General features: G+C 50.3%; 18 protein-coding genes. 11 read left to right on the top strand and 7 right to left on the bottom strand.

Going from position 1 to position 21,935, the window contains the following annotated elements; translation table 11 throughout:
* Nucleotide 1 precedes the first annotated feature (1 nt).
* Nucleotides 2–1,702, bottom strand: a complete 1,701-nt coding sequence (locus RNAN_RS16140) for a phosphoethanolamine transferase (protein ID WP_008223745.1) — start codon at nt 1,700–1,702, stop codon at nt 2–4.
* 115 nt (nt 1,703–1,817) lie between these two features.
* The gene (locus tag RNAN_RS16135; protein ID WP_052027309.1) at nt 1,818–3,806 is read right to left on the bottom strand and encodes an LTA synthase family protein; all 1,989 of its coding nucleotides are present in this window, start codon (nt 3,804–3,806) and stop codon (nt 1,818–1,820) included.
* 109 nt (nt 3,807–3,915) lie between these two features.
* Here RNAN_RS16135 and RNAN_RS16130 point away from each other — a divergent pair, with 109 nt between their 5' ends.
* The 8 genes from RNAN_RS16130 to RNAN_RS16095 all read left to right on the top strand — a co-directional run bounded on the left by RNAN_RS16130 (nt 3,916) and on the right by RNAN_RS16095 (nt 12,699).
* Complete coding sequence (locus tag RNAN_RS16130; RefSeq protein WP_008223741.1) at nt 3,916–4,272, top strand: diacylglycerol kinase; 357 nt, start codon at nt 3,916–3,918, stop codon at nt 4,270–4,272.
* A gap of 20 nt (nt 4,273–4,292) precedes the next feature.
* The gene (locus RNAN_RS16125; protein WP_008223738.1) at nt 4,293–4,961 is read left to right on the top strand and encodes a response regulator; all 669 of its coding nucleotides are present in this window, start codon (nt 4,293–4,295) and stop codon (nt 4,959–4,961) included.
* Complete coding sequence (locus RNAN_RS16120) at nt 4,951–6,345, top strand: ATP-binding protein (RefSeq protein WP_008223735.1); 1,395 nt, start codon at nt 4,951–4,953, stop codon at nt 6,343–6,345. Before RNAN_RS16125 ends, RNAN_RS16120 begins: the two co-directional genes overlap by 11 nt.
* A gap of 84 nt (nt 6,346–6,429) precedes the next feature.
* A complete protein-coding gene (locus RNAN_RS16115) occupies nt 6,430–6,708 on the top strand; it encodes a metal/formaldehyde-sensitive transcriptional repressor (RefSeq protein ID WP_008223732.1) in 279 nt (92 codons plus the stop codon).
* A 78-nt stretch (nt 6,709–6,786) separates the two neighbouring features.
* Nucleotides 6,787–7,101 carry a hypothetical protein gene (locus RNAN_RS16110; RefSeq protein WP_008223731.1) on the top strand — a complete coding sequence of 105 codons (315 nt, stop codon included), beginning with the start codon at nt 6,787–6,789 and terminating at the stop codon, nt 7,099–7,101.
* A gap of 44 nt (nt 7,102–7,145) precedes the next feature.
* On the top strand, nt 7,146–8,477 hold the full coding sequence (locus RNAN_RS16105) for a TolC family protein (RefSeq protein WP_008223730.1): 1,332 nt from the start codon (nt 7,146–7,148) through the stop codon (nt 8,475–8,477).
* Entirely contained in the window at nt 8,474–9,451 is a 978-nt protein-coding gene (locus RNAN_RS16100) for an efflux RND transporter periplasmic adaptor subunit (RefSeq protein WP_008223729.1), read from the top strand. Before RNAN_RS16105 ends, RNAN_RS16100 begins: the two co-directional genes overlap by 4 nt.
* A gap of 140 nt (nt 9,452–9,591) precedes the next feature.
* Nucleotides 9,592–12,699, top strand: coding sequence for an efflux RND transporter permease subunit (locus tag RNAN_RS16095; RefSeq protein ID WP_008223728.1), 3,108 nt, complete (start codon nt 9,592–9,594; stop codon nt 12,697–12,699).
* Nucleotides 12,700–12,781: 82 nt separating this feature from the next.
* Here the strand turns inward: RNAN_RS16095 and ylqF are convergent, their stop codons facing one another.
* The 5 genes from ylqF to RNAN_RS16070 all read right to left on the bottom strand — a co-directional run bounded on the left by ylqF (nt 12,782) and on the right by RNAN_RS16070 (nt 19,486).
* On the bottom strand, nt 12,782–13,717 hold the full coding sequence (gene ylqF / locus RNAN_RS16090; RefSeq protein WP_008223727.1) for a ribosome biogenesis GTPase YlqF: 936 nt from the start codon (nt 13,715–13,717) through the stop codon (nt 12,782–12,784).
* 105 nt (nt 13,718–13,822) lie between these two features.
* Entirely contained in the window at nt 13,823–14,104 is a 282-nt protein-coding gene (locus RNAN_RS16085; protein ID WP_008223725.1) for a hypothetical protein, read from the bottom strand.
* Nucleotides 14,105–14,246: 142 nt separating this feature from the next.
* The gene (locus tag RNAN_RS16080) at nt 14,247–15,377 is read right to left on the bottom strand and encodes a CsiV family protein (protein ID WP_008223724.1); all 1,131 of its coding nucleotides are present in this window, start codon (nt 15,375–15,377) and stop codon (nt 14,247–14,249) included.
* Nucleotides 15,374–18,850 (bottom strand): transcription-repair coupling factor, encoded by a 3,477-nt coding sequence (mfd, locus tag RNAN_RS16075; RefSeq protein WP_008223722.1) that lies wholly within the window; start codon nt 18,848–18,850, stop codon nt 15,374–15,376. The genes RNAN_RS16080 and mfd overlap by 4 nt, the downstream gene beginning before the upstream one ends.
* Nucleotides 18,851–18,886: 36 nt before the next feature.
* Nucleotides 18,887–19,486: a PilZ domain-containing protein gene (locus tag RNAN_RS16070; protein ID WP_008223719.1), complete on the bottom strand. Its 600-nt coding sequence runs from the start codon at nt 19,484–19,486 to the stop codon at nt 18,887–18,889.
* A 96-nt stretch (nt 19,487–19,582) separates the two neighbouring features.
* Between RNAN_RS16070 and RNAN_RS16065 the strand changes: the two genes are divergently transcribed.
* From RNAN_RS16065 to RNAN_RS16055, 3 genes are all read left to right on the top strand, one after another.
* Nucleotides 19,583–20,779, top strand: coding sequence for a lipoprotein-releasing ABC transporter permease subunit (locus RNAN_RS16065; RefSeq protein ID WP_040552364.1), 1,197 nt, complete (start codon nt 19,583–19,585; stop codon nt 20,777–20,779).
* Nucleotides 20,772–21,455: a lipoprotein-releasing ABC transporter ATP-binding protein LolD gene (gene lolD / locus RNAN_RS16060; protein ID WP_008223715.1), complete on the top strand. Its 684-nt coding sequence runs from the start codon at nt 20,772–20,774 to the stop codon at nt 21,453–21,455. Before RNAN_RS16065 ends, lolD begins: the two co-directional genes overlap by 8 nt.
* A partial coding sequence (locus RNAN_RS16055; protein WP_040552362.1) for an ABC transporter permease occupies nt 21,448–21,935 on the top strand: 488 nt, incomplete at its 3' end. The genes lolD and RNAN_RS16055, both read left to right, overlap by 8 nt.

Genomic DNA, 21,935 nt, shown 5'->3' with positions numbered 1-21,935 from the left:
TTTATTTATACGCTGATAGAGCATTCTGGCACTGGCTAAACAATTCAAGTTGTGTTTCTCGCATCGTGGTTTGTACGTTAAATATTGCCAGCAGGGTATGAAAAAGGTTGTCGTGGCTGGCTTTCTGTTCTGTCTGCTGCTGTATACATGAGGTGTTTACCTTTTGACCTGTGATGTAGTTTTCGGACATCCACCATAGCAGTGGTATATGTGTCTGAGCTGTGGGAGCCATCCAGTACGGTAGCCCATGCAGGTAAATGCCATTTTCGCCCAGAGATTCCCCATGATCTGAAACATATAGCATGGCGGTTTGATAGTCCTTGGCCGCTGACAACTGCTTGATAACGGTAGCCAGCAACTGGTCGGTTGCAATAATGCTGTTATCATACGCATTGATCACATCTTGCTGTGAACACAACTGTAGTTGCTTGTTTTGACATTCCGGCACAAAAGCTTTGTCGGTTATTGCACTGCGCCGGTAATACTCCGGGCCATGACTGCCCAGTTGATGAAGCACGATCAGGCGATCTTTTGGGGCGGTATTAGCCTTGCTAAGGTAAACCGGTAGCCGCTCGGTGAGTACACTGTCCAGACACTGGCCTCTGTCACAGCTGGAGTGATTTTGTTGCTCAAATAAAAACTCTGACGGTACGCGGTCGCACACGCCTTTGCAGCCTGAGTTATTATCAAGCCAAGACACTTCAACACCGGCGTGTTGCAGTATATCCAGAACATTACTGCTGTTTTTGGCAGTGCTTTCTATATAGTCAGTACGCGACAGAGCCGAAAACATACAAGGTAAAGAGTGAGCCGTAGCCGTACCGCATGATGACGCTTGTTTAAAGCTATATACAGGCAGTGCACTGAGCAGTGGGGTGGTATTTCTGACATAACCATTTAGCCCAAAGTGATCGGCTCTGGCTGTTTCTCCGACCACCAAAACAATCAGCTTGGGTTTTGTCGAGGACGTTGCCGCAGGTAGCTGTTTGGCATCGAGACCAAGCTGATTAAAACTGACCGGAAATGCCGTTTTACGGATGTTATTGGCCAACGATACGGTGGCTGACAGGGTGCTGACGGGCAGTGCCAGATAACGTACTTCGCGGAAGTTGCGAAAAAAAGGCGCTAACTGTGAGTAATTGATTGTAACAATACTGAGCAGCGTTAGTATAATCAGCAGTATTGCCGCCAGCCAGTGCAGTAAAAAGCGTTTGTTGCGCACTATTTTGGTTCGGATAACGGTAACCGCCAGCAATGGAAACAGCATCAGCTTGGTTAATTGCCACAACATCCCGCCAGACAACAACCCTTGTGCTTCAGCCGGATCGGTTTCCAGTGCATTTTGCAGCATACTTTTATCAATGACGACACCGTAACTGGTATTAAAATACAGTGCGGTTGAGCCCAGCAGAAACAGCAATAAAAATACCGGCTTTTGTACAGGCCGGAAGCTGAACAAGGTGAGTAACAGAAAATTCAGTAAGAATAATAATGATACAAGACTGAGTTGCAATGAATACTGGCCTGCTGCCCTGGCTTGTATGGCATCGAAAAAGGGCGTGTTCAGTAGTAGGGTCATTGCCAAAGCGCCGACAAAAGCAAACCAGAGCGGATGCCATAGTGGCGAGCTATGGTTAAATGCTATGGTTTGCCGGGGCAGGGGTACTGTTTGCAAATGTGCGGTGGGCGTTAGGTCTGACATAAGCTTTCCATAATCTACTGATATGCAACGCAGCTTATGGGGCGGTGCTTAAGAAATGCTTAAATTCCTGTGGATCCTTAACAAACTATTGCTGCTACCTATAGCAGAAAGCCCTTTAAGGGCTTTCACAAGGGATATCATCGTTGTATTTACGTTCACGATACAGGTAAGAAGGAAGTTGTACCTGTGCTAAAGCCTGCTGTTGTTGCAAGGGACTTACCGCTTCTTCAGAGAGCGTTAATTGCTGGTGTTCACGATTATAGTTGGCACTAACCGCCTTACCATCGGGTTTCAGAATAGTAAGTTTATCCTCTGTCATCAGGGCAAACAGATTGTCAAACTGTATCAGAGCCCGCCCAGAACTGGTACTGTCCAGCAACAGATCACGTCCCGTCATCGGGTGACAGGACGATATCCCAGCCATGCTAAGCAGAGTGGGAGCCAGATCAATCTGACTACTTAAGGTTGTGAGTACTTCAGGCTGAGTGTCTGCGCCCAGAATTAGTCCTGGAATGCGAAACTTTTCCACCGGGATCAGGTTACTGCCATAGACCCTGTTATCATGATCTGCTACTACCAGAAACAGCGTATCCTGCCAATAAGGGCTTTTCATTGCTTGCTCAAAAAAGCGGCCCATTGACCAGTCTGCATATTTCACTGCATTGTAAGCCGTATTTTTAGGCTCTTGGTATAGTGAAATCCGGCCGTCCGGGAATTCGAAAGGTTCATGATTGCTAGAGGAAAATATCAGGCTGAAAAACGGTTGCTGCTGTTGATGCAGGGCCAATAACTGCTGATGTGCAGTTCTGAACAAGTCTTCATCGCTGGCTCCCCAACTACCTACCAGCACCGGATTATTGATTTTAGGTAAATCCACAATCTCCTGAAAACCATTGCCGGTAAAAAAGCTACGCATATTATCAAAGTGTGCTTCGCCACCATAAATAAACTGAGTGTGGTAGCCCTGTTTTTTTAAGATGGATGCCAGAGTGGTAAAACCTTGCTGACTGTTTGACAGCTTTACCGTGCTTTGGGCCGGTGTCGGCATAAAGCCGGCAACAACCGCTTCAATACCGCGTACTGAGCGAGTACCGGTAGCATACAGATTGTCAAACCAGATGCCTTGCTGTTTCAGCTGTTCCAGCTCTGGAGTGACCGGTGCGCCGCCAAGTGATTCAACAAAGGTGGCGCCCTGGCTTTCCATCAACACTATTACTATGTTCAGCGGTTTATTACGCTGTTTTACGGCTTGTTGCCAGTGTAAGGTTGGGTATTCTGCATTATTAAAATCATATTGCTGCAGCCAGGGCCAGTTAAGGCTTAAATTCAGCATTTGTGTCTCTGGCAGTTTACCGTACATTTCGCTGGAACGGGCTTCATGTTTGAGGTTATACAAGGCAAATAAAACCGAATAGCCCGAGTTGATGACCAGAGAATTCACCATAGCATCAGAGGTAATTGCAAACAGCGCCGGGTTAGCAGGGCGGTGTGCTGTAGTGGAACGGATGCCGGCAAATACCATAAAAACCACCAGGGGCCACAGTAGTAAATGCTGGCGCAGTGGCCATACTTGCAATGTGTGCTTCGGTAGCCTTAGCGCCCGGTGCAGCAGTAGAGCGGCTGCGACAGTTAACACGGTTCCTGCCACCAGTGGCAATCGGAAGCCATGCCATAAGGTAGAGAAAACTTCTTTCGGGTATTTCAGATACTCAATGTACAAGCGGTTTGGCCGTATATCGTATTGCTGAATAAAGGCGGGGGTGGATAGTTCGATAAATGCAATAAGGATTAAACCCGTCAGACACCACCAATAGCTAAAACGAAACCAGCTGTGCTGTAATCCGGGACGCGCCCAGCACAGCGATAACAGAACGGGTATTGCAGACCAGATACAAAGTAGAATCAGGTCGGCCCGAATCCCCTGCAGGAATATCATGCCCAATTGGCCCGTAGGCGCTACCCTGTCATATAGCCATAGCACCAGACCAAGCCGGGCCGCACTTAATAGTACCAACCCGATAAGAATCATACGTAGTAAGTAGGTGTAGGGACCGCATGTTATTTGTCGTAATACCGGGAATTTTACTGCAGAAACTTTAGTCATAGAGGCTCGCCGTACTGCCAGATAGAGTGGCTGCAAGGCTAACGAACAATGCTTAAGACTTTCTTAAGACTGTGCTTTTATACTGTTATCTCCAATCATAGGGGGGTATATGAAATCAGAGGCTAAAGGGGTTAAACGGATCATGCTGGCCGGAGTCAATTCGTGGCAAGGGCTGGCCAGTAGCTGGAGATCAGAAGCGGCAATACGGCAGGAAATTATCTTATTACTGGTATTGCTACCTGTAGCCTTGTGGGTTGATGTATCTGCGGCCGAGCGTGCGCTATTGTTATTGAGTGCATTATTGATTCTGATCGTGGAGCTATTAAATACCGGCATTGAAGTGGTGGTGGATCGCATTGGCAGTGAATATCACGAGCTAAGCGGTAAAGCGAAAGATATTGGGTCGGCAGCTGTATTAATAACGCTCGTTGCCAGTGCCGCCGTCTGGTTATGTATTTTGCTCTAAGCTAGCTGGAAAAAGCCTTTATGAGATTGTTACTGGTTGAAGATGATAGCCTGCTTGCGCAGGGGTTAATTACTGCATTATCACGTATGCATTACCGGACAGAACACTGTATTACCGGTTCGCAAGCCATAGTGGCAGCAACCAGTAGCGGGTTTGATGTGATTATTCTGGATCTGGGGTTGCCAGACGGGTTGGCATTACATGTAATTAAAACCTTACGGGCTAAAAAGGTTACAACACCTATTCTGGTGCTGACGGCATGGGATCATCTTGAAACCAAGGTTGAGGCATTAAATGCCGGCGCTGATGATTATGTGCTGAAACCCTGCGATAGCAGAGAAATTGAGGCCCGTTTAAGAGTCTTACTGCGGCGTTATCAGCAACGACAGCAGGACATCCTGACTTGTCAGGAAGTAGAAATGAATATGCAGCAGCATCTTTGCCGCTATCAGGGGCGGGATATAGTACTGACTTTACGTGAGTTTTTGATCCTGAAAGAGTTTATGCTACATCCGGATAAAATTCTGAGTAGACAGTATCTGGATGAACTCAGTTCGGGCTGGACAGGCGAAACAGAAAGTAACTCCATAGAGGTGCATATTCATAATATCCGTAAAAAAACTACAGCATCGCTGATAAAAACGGTCAGAGGCGTCGGTTATATGCTGGTGAGTCATCGTGAAAATTAATAGTATCCGCCGGATGCTGTTGCTCAGTGTTAATGCGGTTATCCTGTTAATGTTACTGATTACCAGCCTGAACACATGGTTTAATGTTCATCATGAAATTGACGAGTTATTTGATGCACAGCTGGCACAGTATGCACGGTTAATTCGTCATTTAATGGTAGAGCCCAATACTCCCCTGACTGCAGATAGTAATCACGCCATTGAAATGCCATTTTTACTGGATGATGGTATAGAGCATACTGCAGCAGCAGAACGGTATTCCGAGGGGCATAAATACGAAAGTAAAATTGCAGTTCAGGTCTGGCATGAAAATGGTCAACTGTTAATCCGTTCCGGTAATGTCGGCAAAACGCCATTGTTGCCCAAACAGTCAGGTTTTCATGAGATCCGGCATAATCAATACCTGTGGATTGGCTTTAGCTTATATGTGCCTGATGAAAAAGCCTGGATCTTTACTGCGCAACGGGAAGATGTTCGGGACGAGTTAAGCTGGCATTTAACACTGAATCAGTTGTTACCGCTGGGGATAGCGATATTGCCGATAATGTTACTTGTGTGGCTGGCTGTGGAATGGGGCACGAAGCCGGTACGGGAATTATCGGAAAAGCTGGCAGAAACCAACCCTACTGAATTACAACCTGTTGAGATGCCGTTACCACGAGAGTTAAAGCCATTCAAGGACGCTGTGAATAAACTTATGGCTGAGTTAAAAGCTTATCTTAAAAAAGAGAAAATGTTTATTGCAAATGTATCCCATGAGCTGAGAACGCCACTTAGCATTTTGCAAGTGCATACCGATAATCTGGAAAATGCGACCGATATTAAGGAACAACACACAGCAATACAGGCCATAGGCAAAAGCACACGCCGTCTGGCACACCTGGTTAAGCAGTTAATGGAAACAGAAAAACTGGAACATAGTATTGTACTGCAATATCAGGCAATTCAGCTTCTTAGGTTAACAGAGGATGCTCTGGCATCAATAGATTTTCAGCTAATTGACCGCGTAATCTGGGTGGTCGATATACCAAAACAACTGCAAGTACGGGTCGATCCTACATTATTTCAGGCCGCATTGCGTAATTTATTGGACAATGCGGCTAAGTATGCGCCTGCTCAAAGTGAGGTCAGTATCAAGGCGCGTATAGAACAGCACGCTGTAGTGATAAGTGTGAGTAATGCAATTAATGGTGATATTACGCTTGAGCTAGCCCGATTGGGAGAGCGATTTTTCCGGAGTTATGGTCATCAGGATGTTGCAGGCGTCGGCCTTGGATTATCGATTACCCGTAAAATTGTTCACTTACACGGCGGAAAGTTAGTTTTTTCACAAGACATAACCGGACGTTTTGTAACAGAGCTCTTTTTGCTACAAACAACATAAAATAAGAGACAGCTTTTATAGCTACAGACTTGAGAAAGATTAAAACTGACTATACTATAGGGGAGTATAGTTACGGAGTACGGTATGACTCATTCAATTACTAATAAACCCAAGTTACTGACGCGGGTACGGCGGATTAAAGGTCAGGTTGAAGGGCTGGAAAAACAGCTGCTGGCCGAAGGTGATTGTAGTAAAGTACTACAGCAAATTGCGGCGGTGCGAGGTGCTATTAATGGCCTAATGACTGAGATACTGGAACACCATATTCGTGATCATCTGGCAGGCGATAACCTGGAGCCTTTACAGCGCGACTCGGATGTAGAACAGGTTATTAGTGTATTGCGCTCGTACCTTAAAAGCTAACTTGGTTAAATTAGTAAGGCGGTCATTATTTTGATAAGCAACTACGCACTGACTAAAACACCACTAAGCAGAATGTTGATGGCATTACTGCTGGTGGTGCAATTGTTATGCGTAGTTTCCAGCGCTTTCGCTGTTGAACATTCTGCTGATGATATTCATCATCAAATATCATGGTCTGACACCAGTACGGTTGTAGCCGCAGAACAATCATCATTAACTGATACCTCACTTCATGCAGTTTGCGACCATTGTAGTCATTGCCATGCCGCACATATTGGCTTGTTTAAACCAGCTCCGGCTTTGCCGGTAATTGGTAATGAATTGCTGGTGTCTTACTTAAATTATCTACCCTCTTCCCCTAAACGAAGCATTTACCGCCCACCCATCAGCTGATTCTGTTTTTTTGGTTTTTACATTACCTATAACAGGATTTTGCTATGTTCTTAAAAATGAATTGCAAACGCTTTGCTGCGTTTGGTTTGCTGGCTGCCAGTAGCATTTTGCTGCATCAGGCGGTAGCAGCTGAACCTGCAACAGCAGATTTAACGCTGCAACAGGCAGCAAAACGGGTATTACAACAACATCCGCAATTACAGGTATTTGACTGGCGCTTGAAAGCGGCGTCGGGTCAGCAGCAATTAGCGGAACTTACACCTGGTTATGAGCTGGGCGTGCAGGCTGATAATGCCTTTGGTACTGGTGATATGTCGGGTGTTAAAAGCCTCGAAGTTACGGTGTCGTTGTCTTCCGTTATTGAGCTTGGCGATAAGCGCCAGGCCCGGATGGCGGTGTCCAGTGCAAATCAGGGATTATTGCTGGCGCAGCGCCAGGCCGCGAGCCTGGATTTACTGGGCGAGCTGACCCAGCGTTTTGTAACTGTGCTGACATTGCAGCAAAAAACGGCGCTGGCGGCACAAACCGTCAGTATGACTGAGCAGGCTTTAACGCTGGTGACGCAGCGGGTGCAGCGTGGTGCAGCACCGGAGGCCGAGCAACTAAGGGCGAAAGTGGCCTTTAAGCAAGCACAGTTGCAGCATGGCTTACTGCAAACCGAGCTGGATAGCAGCAAGTTGGCGCTGGTCAGTTTATGGGGGGCGGAACAAGCCGATTTTAATCAGGTTAGTGGTGATTTATTTCAGCTGGCGCAAAGCCCATCCTTTCAAACACTTTATCAACAAGTGCTGGCAACCCCCACCGTGGAGGTTTTTGCAGCCCGGCAACGCTTGCGTGATGCTGAGCTGACACTGGCGCAAAGTCAGTCGGCGGGTGATGTACGCTGGCAGATTGGCGCCATGCGCTCACAGGAAAGCCGTGATTTTGGCTTGGTTGCCGGTGTGTCGGTGCCCTTGTTCAGTAAACAGCGTAATCAGGGTGCGATAACTGCGGCGCAGGCAGAGTCTCAGGCGGAACAGTTTGAAAAAGAAACCGCCTTGCTGGATTTACGCGCCCGCTTATATCAGGCATGGCAAACTCACCGTTACAGCAGTATGGCTGTGAAAGATATGCAGCGCGATATTTTGCCGGTGCTGGAGCAGGCACTACAACAAACTGAAGACGCATACCGCCGTGGCCGTTATGGCTATGCAGAGTGGATTTCTGCTCGTCAGGCACTACAGGACGCTCAGCTTGAGTTGGTTAACGCTGCCAGTACCGCATTGAGTAATCAGGTACTGATTGAACAGCTTGCCGGTGTGGCGCTTGCGGCATCACCTCTGGCGATAAAGACACCCACTCAGCTTATCACTACTGAATCAGGATCTTCCAAATGAAATATTCCGCGTTATTCCTTGCATTACTGATCGCTCAGGGTATGGCTGTTGCACCTGCTCAGGCCGGGCCGGGCCACAGCCATGATGAAAAACCGAAAACTGAGCAAACAAACGGCGTTCATGCCCATGATGATGATAAGCAGCATGGCAGCGACCATGATGATGATCACGATGAAGCCGCAACGATTGATGCCGACATGGCAAAAAGGGTAGGGATTGAAGTGGCGACGGCAGGTGCCGGCACCATTGAACGCCATATTCCGTTATACGGTGAGCTTGTCATCCCACCTAACCGTCAGGCACAGGTGCGAGCCCGTTTTCCTGGCATGATTACCCAGATAAAGCCTGCAGTTGGCGACACAGTGAAAAAAGGTGAGGTGCTGGCGTTGGTTGAATCCAATGACAGCCTGCGCACTTATCCGGTAACGGCACCGATAGCCGGAGCGTTGTTGCAACAGTATGCCAGCCAGGGCGAATACACAGCTGGTGAAACGTTATTTTCACTGGCAGACAGCAGCATATTGTGGGCTGAGCTGAAAGTATTCCCAGCGGCAATGGATGAGATAAAAACCGGTTTGCCGGTGCATATTGAAGCTCGCGGTGGCATGGTTGATAGTCAGATAAGCCATATTTTGCCTGCCTCCGGCCAGCCTTATGTATTGGCGCGGGTTGCACTGGATAACAGCAACGGCCATTTTTCTGCCGGAGAGCGGGTCAATGCGCTGGTGGATGCTGAAATCATAGATGTTTCTCTGGTGATAGATAACAAGGCCTTACAGGATCTGGAAGGTAAGCAGGTGGTGTTTGTGCGCGAAGGCAACCGCTATGAACCGCGACCACTGCAGCTAGGCCGCACCGATGGGCGCTTTACTGAAGTGCTGTCTGGTCTGCATGCTGCTGAAGAGTATGTGGTGGTAAATAGTTATCTGATTAAGGCTGAGATCGAAAAAGCCGGCGCAGCTCACGAACACTAAAATTTGCCTGGCTGCGCTTTGGTTCTGCGGCGTTAAAAACCGGCTCAGCATGCTCATTTACCGCATGTAAACTGCGCTGCTTCGCCCGTTCTTGCCTTGCGTAACCTTTGCTGGCTCAGGCAGATGAAAAGGAGATAAACATGATTGAAGCTATCGTTCGTTTCTCAATTGAGCGACGGTATCTGATGCTGGGCCTGATCTTGTTACTGATTGGCGCCGGGCTGTGGAGTTACCAGCGATTACCTATCGATGCAGTACCTGATATTACCAACGTACAGGTGCAAATTAACACTGAAGCGCCCGGCTATTCACCTTTGGAGGCCGAACAACGGATTACCTTTGTGGTGGAAACGGCGCTTTATGGTTTGCCAAAACTAAAATATACCCGTTCGTTGTCACGTTACGGGCTGTCACAGGTAACGGTGGTGTTTGAAGAAGGCACCGACATTTATTTTGCCCGTAACCTGCTTAATGAGCGGCTTGGCAGTATCAAGAATGCGCTGCCAGCCGGGCTGGAACCACAAATGGGCCCCATTGCTACTGGCCTGGGTGAAATATTTGTTTATACCGTCGATGTTAAACCCGGCGCTACTGATGCAAATGGCAAACCGCTGGATGCCATGTATTTGCGTGAAGTACAGGACTGGATTATCAAACCGCAACTGGCGCAAGTGCCCGGTGTGGTTGAGGTTAATACCATCGGTGGTTATGACAAGCAGTACCATGTGATGCCTGATCCGGCAAAAATGCTGGCCATGGGTATTACGTTGCCGCAACTGTCAGAAGCACTGCTTAGCAATAATGCTAACCGTGGGGCAGGTTACATTGAGCGTAATGGCCAGCAATTACTGGTACGTTCGCCCAGCCAGCTCAGTACTATCAGTAGTATTGAAAATGTGGTGGTGGCGTTAAATGGCTCAGTACCTATCCGGATAAAAGATGTGGCAGAAGTTGGGCTTGGCAAAGAGTTACGTACCGGTGCCGCCACCCGTGACGGCCACGAAACCGTAATGGGTACGGTGATGATGCTGCTGGGTGAAAACTCGCGGACCGTTGCCCGTGATGCTGCTCAAAAGCTGGAAGAGATAAAAGCTTCACTGCCGGAAAATGTGATTGTTGAAGCGGTATATGACCGTACCACGCTGGTAGATAAAACCATTGCGACTGTGCAAAAAAATCTGCTGGAAGGCGCATTACTGGTCATTGTGGTGCTGTTTGTGTTGCTGGGTAATATCCGTGCGGCACTGATTACCGCTGCCGTAATCCCGCTGGCAATGCTGGCCACCATTACCGGTATGGTGCAGCAAGGCGTATCAGCTAACTTGATGAGCCTGGGAGCGCTGGATTTTGGCCTGATTGTCGATGGTGCGGTGATTATTGTCGAAAACTGTATCCGGCGCTTAGGAATGGCACAACACCAAAATGGTGGCTTGCTGGCACTGCGCGAACGCTTAAACGTGGTGTTTGCTGCAACGACCGAAGTGATTAAACCCAGTTTGTTTGGGGTAGCGATTATCACGGTAGTGTATATCCCAATTTTTGCCCTGACCGGCGTTGAAGGCAAAATGTTTCACCCAATGGCCGCTACGGTAGTAATGGCATTACTGGCCGCTATGGTGCTGTCACTGACCATTGTTCCTGCTGCCGTTGCCGTGTTTATGAGCGGTAAAATCAACGAACAGGAAAGCCGGGTTATTGTGGCTGCAAAATCACTGTATCGTCCGGTGTTGCATGCCGTAATCAAGCTGCGTTTGCTGGTTGCTGGCTTGGCAACGCTGCTGGTCGCGGTTTGTTTATGGCTTGCCACCTCCATGGGATCGGAATTTATCCCGCAATTGGATGAAGGCGATATTGCCCTGCACGCGATGCGGGTAACCGGTACCGGGCTGGAGCAGTCAGTTGCAATGCAGGAAGTACTGGAGCAACGGATTAAGCAATTTCCGGAAGTTGATAAGGTTTTTGCCAAAATTGGTACGCCGGAGGTAGCAACTGATCCGATGCCGCCGAACGTTGCAGACAACTTTGTTATTTTAAAACCGCGTAGCGAATGGCCGGATCCAAGTAAAACCAAAGCGGCGCTGGTAGCTGAAATGGAGCAAGCACTGGAACAACTGCCTGGCAATAATTATGAGTTTACCCAGCCGATTCAGATGCGTTTTAACGAGCTGATTTCTGGTGTGCGTTCGGATGTGGGCATTAAAGTGTTTGGTGATGACCTAGATGTGCTGTTAAGCGTAGCAAACAGCATTGAGCAGGTTGCCAACAGTATTAGCGGCGCGGCTGATGTGAAAACAGAACAGGTATCCGGTTTACCGGTACTGTCGGTAATGCCAAAGCTAACGGCTTTATCGCGTTACGGACTAACAGTCAGCCAGTTTCAGGATTTCATCGCCATGTCGATTGGTGGCGAAGAGGCAGGGCTAATCTACGAGGGTGATCGGCGGTTTCAGCTAATAGTACGTTTACCGGAGCAAATCCGCAGTGATATTGATAACCTGTCATGGCTACCTATTCCAACGCCGGATGGGGGCTATGTACCGCTAAATGAAATTGCTACGCTGGATATTCAACCAGCACCGGCACAAATCAGCCGCGAAAACGGTAAGCGCCGTATTGTGGTATCGGCTAATGTGCGCGAGCGCGATCTGGGTAGCTTTGTTGCCGAGCTGAAACAGCGGATTAGTACCGACGTCAGCCTGCCCGCTGGTTACTGGCTGGATTATGGCGGTACTTTTGAGCAATTAGAATCCGCCAGTAAACGGCTGGCAATCGTAGTGCCGGTAACCTTATTGCTGATTATCGCCTTGTTGGTGATGGCATTTAACTCGCTCAAAGATGCGTTAATTATCTTTACCGGTGTGCCACTGGCACTGACGGGGGGCGTACTGGCACTGTGGCTACGTGATATGCCGTTGTCTATTTCAGCCGGTGTCGGCTTTATTGCCTTGTCTGGTGTTGCGGTGCTGAACGGTCTGGTAATGGTATCGTTTATGCGCCAGCTGTGGCAGGAACAAGGCGATTTACTGTATGCCGTGGTTGAAGGCGCGTTGATCCGGTTACGTCCGGTATTGATGACAGCACTGGTGGCGAGCCTGGGCTTTGTACCTATGGCAGTAAATACCGGTACCGGAGCTGAAGTGCAGCGACCATTGGCTACTGTGGTAATAGGCGGCATTATTTCTGCTACCTTACTGACGCTAGTGGTATTGCCAGCGTTGTATCATGCCTGGCATAGCAAAAAGTCCTGACATTTGCCAAAAAATGCCCCCGTATTAAACGGGGGCATTTTACAGATAACGCCAGCAATTAAGCGCGAGGCAAATCAAACGCTTAACGATATTTGCGCGCTGCTTTACGTTTTCTCTCGGCTTCACGCTCGGCCTTTTCTTTCGCTTTTGCTGCTTCTTCGGCCTTGGCGTCTATTTGTTCCTGGCTCACCATTTCTGGTGTTTCCAGGGTGATAGGGCCCAAATTACCGGCACGTAGCTCGGTAATTAAGATGCTGCCGGCCTTTTCCAAATCTACTATGCCGCCTTTACGCATGGCGCCACGTTTCTGGCCGATGGCATCCATCAGGGCTAAATCGTTTTCTGGCAGCTCGGTTAAACCAAAGCGCTGCATAACGGCGTCCGGGTAGGCCTTAAGCAGGTAGTCGGCAGCAAACATGGCAATGTCGGCGTAGTCGAACACCGTATCTTTAATAGCGCCGGTGACCGCTAAGCGATAGCCGCAGGTTGGCGGGCTCAGTTTGGGCCATAAAAAGCCGGGTGTGTCGGTTAAAATGACGTTGTTATCCAGCTTAATACGCTGCTGCATCTTGGTGACACCGGCTTCGTTACCGGTTTTGGCAATAGTGCGCCCGGCAAGGGTGTTAATTAGGGTAGATTTACCCACATTAGGAATGCCCATTATCATGGCACGAGCCCCACGTATATCTAAGTTGCGCTCGGGTAGCATCTCATTACACAGTTGCAGCAGGGCACGGATCTGCTCGGGGTTTTGCTGGCTTATCGGTATGGCTTTAATGCCAGACTGGCTGTCAAAGTGCGCAACCCAGCGCGCGGTTAGTGCAGGGTCGGCCAGATCAGCTTTGTTTAACACCTTGATACAGGGGGTGCCCCGGCGTAGCTGCGGCACCAGCGGGTTCTCACTGGAAAACGGAATGCGAGCATCCAACATTTCGATAATAATATCGACCTGCGGCATGACTTCGGCAATTTCTTTGCGGGCCTTATGCATATGGCCCGGGAACCAGTTAATTGACATCCGTTACTACCTATAACCAAGCAAAAGAGTACGCAGCGGCGTTAAGCCAAGCACAGGGCCACTGCAAAAGTGGCCGCTATCATAGCCTAAAACACCTGCGGGATGTTAGTGCAGGACAAACTGGTAAAAGCTTAACACCGATAACGGCGCCAACAGGGCCGAATAGCAGGCGACACCGGGTAAGCGGATAATACCCAGGTTGCGGAATAACAATAATAACTGAAACAAACCCAGTAATGGCGGTAACAGCGTGATCCAGACACTGCCGGCCAGTGATGGCAACAACCAACTGAGTAGCGGGTTGCAGCTGCTGGCAACCACTAACAACGCCAATAACAGTAAATACTGCTTCGGAGTAAACTCCGGTATTGGGGTTAAATCGTCCATAATGCTCTGCGAAATAAAATCACTGTAGGGAAATATATAAAAATAACATCCTGTTTACCCGTACAGTTTTGTTTAAAAATGTAATGACGCGGCAAGCTTAGGCAGTTGCCATCGTTTTGGCAATGCCTTTGTCATAATTTTATTACTCTGTTAGCACTTGTTGCTCAAATTTTGTTCCGGTATCGGGTTGTGGTGGCTCATAACGGCGAATTTGCAGCACTATACCCAGGTACGGATGATCCAGATAATGCACTTCACCACTGATCACCCGCCGGCTTTGCCGTACATAAATGGTGTTAAGTTTATCCTGGCCTGGTAGGCGCAGGTTAAATTCGGTGTTAACAAACAGATAGTGGTCCAGATGCAGTTTAAATAAGCCATCTAACTGCCATACCTGATCCGGTAATTGGTTAGCGGTCAGTACAGAGTCGGCACTGATACTGTCAAGCTGGCTGTTTTGTGCCGCCGGCAATTGGCTATTGGCCTGTAATTGTTGCAGCAGCAGCTCGATATTGCCCAGCATTTCATCTTGTCTGCTGTCATCGGCTGCCACTAACGGCATTGTGGCATCGAGCGGGCTGACAAGCGCCGGTGTTATAGTGGTTGCCAGCGGTTGGCCCCAGTAATCAAATTGCTGGCTGTAATTGGTGCCGGCAAACCAGCGGCTGGCAATGGCGCGCCGCTCTGATACCGGTGCCTGGCGCCAGGCAGTGTGCAGTAAAATCTGGTTACCGGGCAGCCGTCTTATCTTGCTGGCAATGTCGCTAAACTGCAGTGCTGCGGCATCGGCCAGGTAAGGGCTGTTACGGTGCTCGCCGCTGCCGGTAATTACCGCTGCCAACTGCTGTGGATAGGGCAGTGTGGTATTGAGCACCCGCTGCTGCATAACATGGCTTAGCTGCCAGGGTTGTGGCTGCGGCTCAATAATGCACAAGGAGCGGGGCATGGCCCGTGGTAACAGCAGGCTGTGTTGTAGCATTAGGCTGAACGGCTCGACGGCTGGCTGCTGGCACAGTGGTAAATCCGTTAACAGCGCACTGATATCAGCTTGCAATAATGGCGTGAGCAGATCATAGGCCCGGCCCGGTTTAACCGGCGTGACCGGCGCGCTAAAGTGCTCCTTGAGCGCTGCAGGTGGCGTTTGGCTGAAGATCAACATTTCTACTTCAAACCAGCGCTGTTCCTGCGCACTCAGTGTGCTGCTAACCAGGGAGGTTAACGCCAGTGCCAGCCAGGCCCGGCGGCGCACAGCGCCTTTGATTGCTGTTATCATTTCGCTACCTTATGTTTGGTAAAATCGATAAGCATATTGGCTATCAGGCTCAGACGCTCGCTGCCATCGTTAGAGGCAATAGCAAAACGCAGCTTCTGGCCACCTTCCAGTTTAAATACCCGCGATTGTTTTTGAATCAGCTCAATAATATAAGCTGGCGATACCGCCGTTTTGTCGCCAAATTCTACCACACCACCTTTACTGTTGGCTTCTATCCGCCTGATGCCCAGTTGCTCGGCCTGTAATTTAAACTCGGCAATGGCCACCAGGTTCTTCGCCGCATCGGGCAGTAAACCAAAACGGTCGATAAGCTCTACCTGCACTTCGTCCAGCTCTTCGCTGCTTCTGGCTGAGGCCAGTTTTTTATAACAGGACAGCCGCAGGTTAACATCCGGAATATAGCTGTCGGGCAGCAGCGCCGGGATGCGCAGTTCAATTTCGGTTTGCTGGCTTAGCATGGCATCCAGGCTGGGCTCGCGGCCGTTTTTCAGCGCCTGCACGGCCTGCTCCAGCATGTCCATGTAAAGGCTAAAGCCAACCGATTCTATCTGGCCGCTTTGCTCATCGCCCAACAGCTCGCCGGCACCGCGTATTTCCAAATCGTGGGTGGCCAGGGCAAAGCCGGCGCCTAAATCTTCCAGGCTGGCGATGGCTTCCAGCCGCTTTTCTGCATCTTTGGTTAGCCGCTTCGGCGGTGGTGTTAGTAAGTAAGCATAAGCCTGATGGTGTGAGCGGCCAACCCGGCCGCGCAGCTGATGTAGCTGCGCCAGGCCAAAATTATCGGCGCGGTTAATAATAATGGTATTGGCAGTTGGCACGTCGATACCGGTTTCAATAATGGTAGAGCACAGCAGCACATTAAAGCGCTGATGGTAAAAATCAGCCATGATTTGCTCAAGTTCGCGCTCACGCATCTGGCCGTGAGCTATGCCGATAATCGCCTCGGGCAACAGCTCGGCTAAATCTGCTGCGGTTTTCTCAATGGTGGCAACGTCATTGTGTAAAAAATATACCTGGCCGCCGCGCAGAATTTCGCGCATTACCGCTTCGCGGATAAGCCCGACCTCGTATTCACGCACAAAGGTTTTCACTGCCAGCCGGCGTGCCGGTGGGGTGGCAATAATAGATAAGTCACGCATGCCCGACATAGACATATTCAGCGTGCGCGGAATCGGCGTGGCGGTTAGCGTTAGAATGTCGATATTGGCGCGCAGTGCTTTAATTTTCTCTTTTTGCCGCACACCAAAGCGGTGCTCTTCATCAACAATCAACAGGCCGAGATCTTTCAGAGTGATATCGTCCTGTAACAGCTTATGGGTGCCAATTAAAATATCCACTTTACCGCTTTGCGCATCGTCCAAAATGGCTTTTTGCGCTTTGGCGCTGATAAAGCGTGACAATACTTCAACCCGTACCGGCCAGTTGGCAAAACGATCTTTAAAGTTTTCATAATGTTGTTGCGCCAAAAGCGTAGTAGGTACCAGGATCGCCACCTGTTTGCCATCATTTACCGCGACAAAGGCGGCGCGCATCGCCACTTCGGTTTTACCAAAGCCAACATCACCGCACACCAGCCGATCCATTGGCTGCGGGCTTTGCATATCACGCAGCACGGCATCAATGGCATCTTGCTGATCGGCGGTTTCTTCAAACGGAAAGCTGTCGGCAAAGGCCAGGTATTGCTCCTCGTCCAGCTTAAAGGCATAACCCTGATGGGCGGCGCGCTGGGCGTAAACATCCAGTAGCTCGGCGGCGACATCGCGCACTTTTTCTGCCGCTTTGCGCCGTGATTTCTCCCAGGCATCGTTACCCAGTTTATGCAGCGGGGCATGTTCGGCATCACTGCCGCTGTAGCGGCTAAGTAAATGCAGGGAACTTACCGGTACATAAAGTTTGCTGCTGCCGGCGTATTCAATGGTGACGAACTCGGCGCTGATGCCACCGGCATCCAGTAGCTGCAGGCCCTGATAACGGCCAATACCATGCTGTAAATGTACTACCGGCTGGCCGATATTCAGCTCGGCCAGATTACGGATGATGGTATCACTGGATATTTGCTGGCTGCGTTTGCGCCGCCGGCGCTGGCTGATTTTCTGGCCAAACAGCTCGTTTTCGCTGATAAGCGCGAGCGGGGCAGGCTCAAGCAACCAGGCGCCTTGCTCCAGCGCGCCTATCACTATGCCAACATCGGCGTCGCTTTGCTCGAAAGCGGTTAAATCAGTAAACTGGCTGATATGCATGCCGGCTTTGTGTAAAAGCTGCAGCAGGCTTTCACGGCGGCCTTCACTTTCAACAAAAAACACGGCCCGGCCGCGCTGCTGTTTTAACTGTAGAATAAATTGCTGCAGCGCCTGCAGCGGGTGGCTCAGCTGATGGTTAACGCTAAGGTCCGGCAGCTTGGCCAGTCGCAGATTACCCTGACCGGCTTTGACGCTAAGTTCGGCCTGGCTTAAGCGGATGCGGCTATAACTTTTGATGCCGGCGAATAAGTGGTCGACTGATAAATACAGCTCTGCCGGTGGCAGAATAGGCCGCAGTAAATCGATAGCCCTGTCATCATAACGGCGTTTCAGCTCTTGCCAGAATTTGTCTGCGCTGTGCTGAATATCGCCCAGCAGCAGGCAGCGGCAATCCTTTGGCAGATAATCAAATAAGCTGGCGGTTTTTTCGGTAAACAGGGGCAGGTAGTATTCAATACCGGCCGGTAATACGCCCTGGCTAACCTGCTGATACAAGGATTCTTTTTCTGTACGGGCGTTAAAACGGGCACGATAGGCCAGACGAAAACGCTCTATAGCGGCGCTGTCGGTGGGAAATTCATGCGCCGGTAACAGCTCTATGGCATCAACCTGTGCCAGGCTGCGCTGGTTGTCCGGGTCAAAGGTGCGGATGCCGTCCACTTCATCGTCGAAAAAGTCGATGCGATAGGGCGTGCTGGCGCCCATCGGGTATAAATCGACGATAGAGCCGCGGACAGAAAACTCGCCATGCTCCATCACCTGCTCAACTGCACGGTAACCCACCTCGACCAGACGGCGCTTTAGTGCGGCTAAATCGACCTGTTGCCCTTTAGCAATTAAAAAACTGTACTGGGCTAAATAATCCGGATGACACAACCGCAGCAGTAAGGTGCTGACCGGCACGATCACCAGGCCTTGTTTTAGCGTAGGTAACTGGTGCAGGGTTTTTAACCGCTGCGAAATAATGTCCTGATGCGGTGAAAACACATCATAAGGCAGGGTTTCCCAGTCTGGCAGGCTAAGCAGCGGGCAGTTGCTGTGTTTGTTAAACACAGCAAGCTCCTGCTCCAGACGCAGGGCGCTTGGGGTATCGGGCACCAGCAACAGATAAACACCGCGTTGTTGTGATAACAGCTGTGCGATAGCCAGCGGCAGCGCCGCACCTTGCAGATTGCCCCAGTGCAGCTGGTCGGCGGGCTGTTTAATCTGCGGTAAATTGACAATCAGATCCATGTAAAACGAGTAACCTTAATGCTAAGAGGCCGGCTGCTAACCTTGCGTTTGCTGCTGGCGCCGTTGGGCGTGTTGTTTTAGTAAACGTGACTGCTGATGCAGGCTGGCGCGCACTATCAGCTCGCGATCTTCTTCGCGGATACGGGAAAACACCAGTGTGACCTGCCATTTGTCCTGCTGTGGCTGGCACGACAATACCTGGCCGTAGCAAAACACCGCACCGTCGTTGTTATCTAAAAACAATTTAATTTCAACAACCTGTAATGTATCCATCGGGCTGTCGGCCAGATAACTGCAGCCGCTACCGCCGTAGCTCAGGCTGGTGTAACGGTGGGCGTCGTTATCTTGCTGGCGCAATACGTAGTGCAGTAATAAATCGATCTTTCTGGCTTGCTGCTGCAGATAATTGGCCAGCTCTTCGGCCAGCTCGCCCAGCCGGTTTAATGAGCGCAGTGCTGAGCTATTTAAGCTGTTAGCCTCGCTCGCCAGCAGAAATGGCGGCGGTATGGCGTTTAACAGGGCGGCTTCATCTGGCAGTGGGCCGGGTATAGGGCGTATATTCAGGCTGATACTGTGCTCAACACTGAAATAATCCTGATAGGCATCTGCTAACTGCTCAAGTGTTAACTCACTCATGCTGTGACCTTCGTAAGTTGCTTGTCACCACTGACAATTATCTCTATGATCGGCGTCACTTTACCATCTAACGCAGGCCTTGTCCTGAATATTAGGATGCCGTTGCCAGTCAGTTTAACTATCGGCCTTCGCTACAGCCAAAGCCGCAAAGGCAATGCCTTTATCTCGTTTATCACGCTGTTCTCACTGGCCGGCATTTTTCTTGGCGTTATGGCCTTGACTATTGTCAGCTCGGTGATGAATGGCTTTGAAGGTGAGCTGAAAAAACGTATTCTGGGCGTGATCCCGCATATTGTGGTTACCGCGCCGACAGCGTACGACAGCTGGCAGGCGCCGTTACTTACGCAGCGTCAGATACAACAAATTACCCCGTTTTTACAAGCCGAGGCGTTGGTGCAATCGCCCCGTCAGCTCACTGGTGTGCTGCTGCAGGGGGTGCAAACCGATGCTTTACCGGCCTTTATGCAACAAGCCTTGCTGTTGGGCGATTGGACGGAGTTTTCCCGCCAGCGCTATGCTGTCATTTTAGGCCGTGGTTTGGCCGAGCAGCTAGAGGTGTCGGTGGGTGATCAGGTGCGTTTTATGTTGCCGCAGGCCGGCAGTTATACGCCAATGGGCTGGGTGCCACGCCAGCGCTTATTTGTCGTGGCCGGTATTTTGGAAACCGGCTCGGACGTAGATAAGCTGATTGCGCTAACGAATTTGGCCGATTTAACCCGTTTACTCGGCAGCCAGCGCGAGCATGCGCAGTGGCGGCTAAGTTTAACCGAGCCTTTTGCTGCACCTGCTATTGCGGCGCAGCTGGCAACAGATAGCAAGTTAACGGTGCAGGACTGGCGGCAAAGCCACGGCAAGCTGTTTTCGGCCGTTGCGATGGAAAAAGCCATGATGTGGCTGATGTTACTGCTGATAGTAGCGGTCGCAGCCTTCAATATTGTCTCGGCGCTGGTGATGATGGTTACCGATAAACAAGCCGAAATTGCCATTTTAAAAACCCTGGGGATGAATGATCGCCAGCTGTTTAATGTGTTTGCGGTGCAGGGCTTAGTGAACGGTGTGCTGGGCGCTATGGGGGGGGTACTGGCCGGTATTTTATTGTGCTGGCAGCTTAACCCTATTATGGCGCTGTTTGGCTTGCAACTGGCACCCGGCGTAGCGCTGCCGGTCGACATCCGTTTTTCGCAGTTAGCGTTAATTTTAGTAAGCGCCATAGGTTTGACCTTGCTGGCGGTATGGTATCCGGCCAGACGGGCGGTAAGTATTAATCCGGCGGAAATTTTACGTGATGAATAAGGTTCTTCAGGCAAGCAAGCTGTGTAAAAGTTACCGTGATGGCCAGCAGGTCACGCAGGTATTACATGGCGTTGATTTAGCGGTGGATAGCGGCCAGATGCTGGCGCTGGTGGGCAGCTCAGGCTCGGGTAAAAGTACCTTGCTGCATATTCTGGGCACCTTGGATCAGGCTGACAGTGGCAACCTGTTGTTGTTGGGCCAGGACGTAGCACGCCTGAGCGGTGCTGAAAAAGCCCGTTTACGTAACGGGCAACTGGGTTTTATTTATCAGTTTCACCATTTGTTGATGGATTTTAGCGCAGTAGAAAACGTTGCCATGCCGCTGTTAATTCGTGGCCTTAACGCCACTGAAGCAAAAAAGCGTGCCGCCCAGATGCTGGAGCGGGTAGCGCTGTCGCACCGCTTAACGCACAGGCCGGCTGAGCTGAGCGGTGGTGAGCGCCAGCGGGTAGCCATCGCCAGGGCGTTAGTCGGTGAGCCGGCACTGGTGCTGGCGGATGAGCCAACCGGCAACCTGGATCAGCACACTGCTGAGACTGTGTATCAGTTATTACGCAGTTTAAACCGTGATTTAGGCACCAGTTTTATCGTGGTCACGCATGATTTGGCGCTGGCCTCCAAGCTGGATAGCTATCAGCTGATGCGCGATGGCCACCTGGAGCGCGCACATGGCTAATCTGGCCTGGCAGCTGGCAAAACGTTACCGTAACACCCGCCATAGCAGTGGTTTTATCCGGTTTATTTCTGCCAGCTCTACCTGCGGTATCGCTCTGGGTGTCGCGGTGTTGATCCTGGCGTTATCGGTGATGAACGGCTTTGAACTGGCGTTAAAACAGCGCTTATTGTCGGTTATTCCCCATATTGAGCTGGAAGCAGTGCAGCAGCGCATTAGCGACTGGCCGCGCAAGCAACAGGCATTTAGCAGGGTAAATGGCGTAGAGGCGGTGGCGCCTTATATTAAAACCAACGGCATGCTGCGCTTTGCCAATCAGGTAAAGGCGGCTGAGGTGCGCGGTATAGTGCTGGATGCTGAGCGGCAGCTTAGTGATTTTGCCAGTTATGTCAGCGCCGGTAGTTTGCAAAGCCTGAATGACAACGAAGTGGTGTTAGGCCAGGGTATTGCTGATGCGCTTGGCGTCAGTGTCGGCCAGCAGGT

It is taken from the genome of Rheinheimera nanhaiensis E407-8, assembly GCF_000296695.1.
Classification (GTDB): Bacteria; Pseudomonadota; Gammaproteobacteria; order Enterobacterales; family Alteromonadaceae; genus Alishewanella; species Alishewanella nanhaiensis.
The sequence above is the reverse complement of the archived record's forward strand: the minus strand, read 5'-3'. Positions and strand labels throughout refer to the sequence as shown.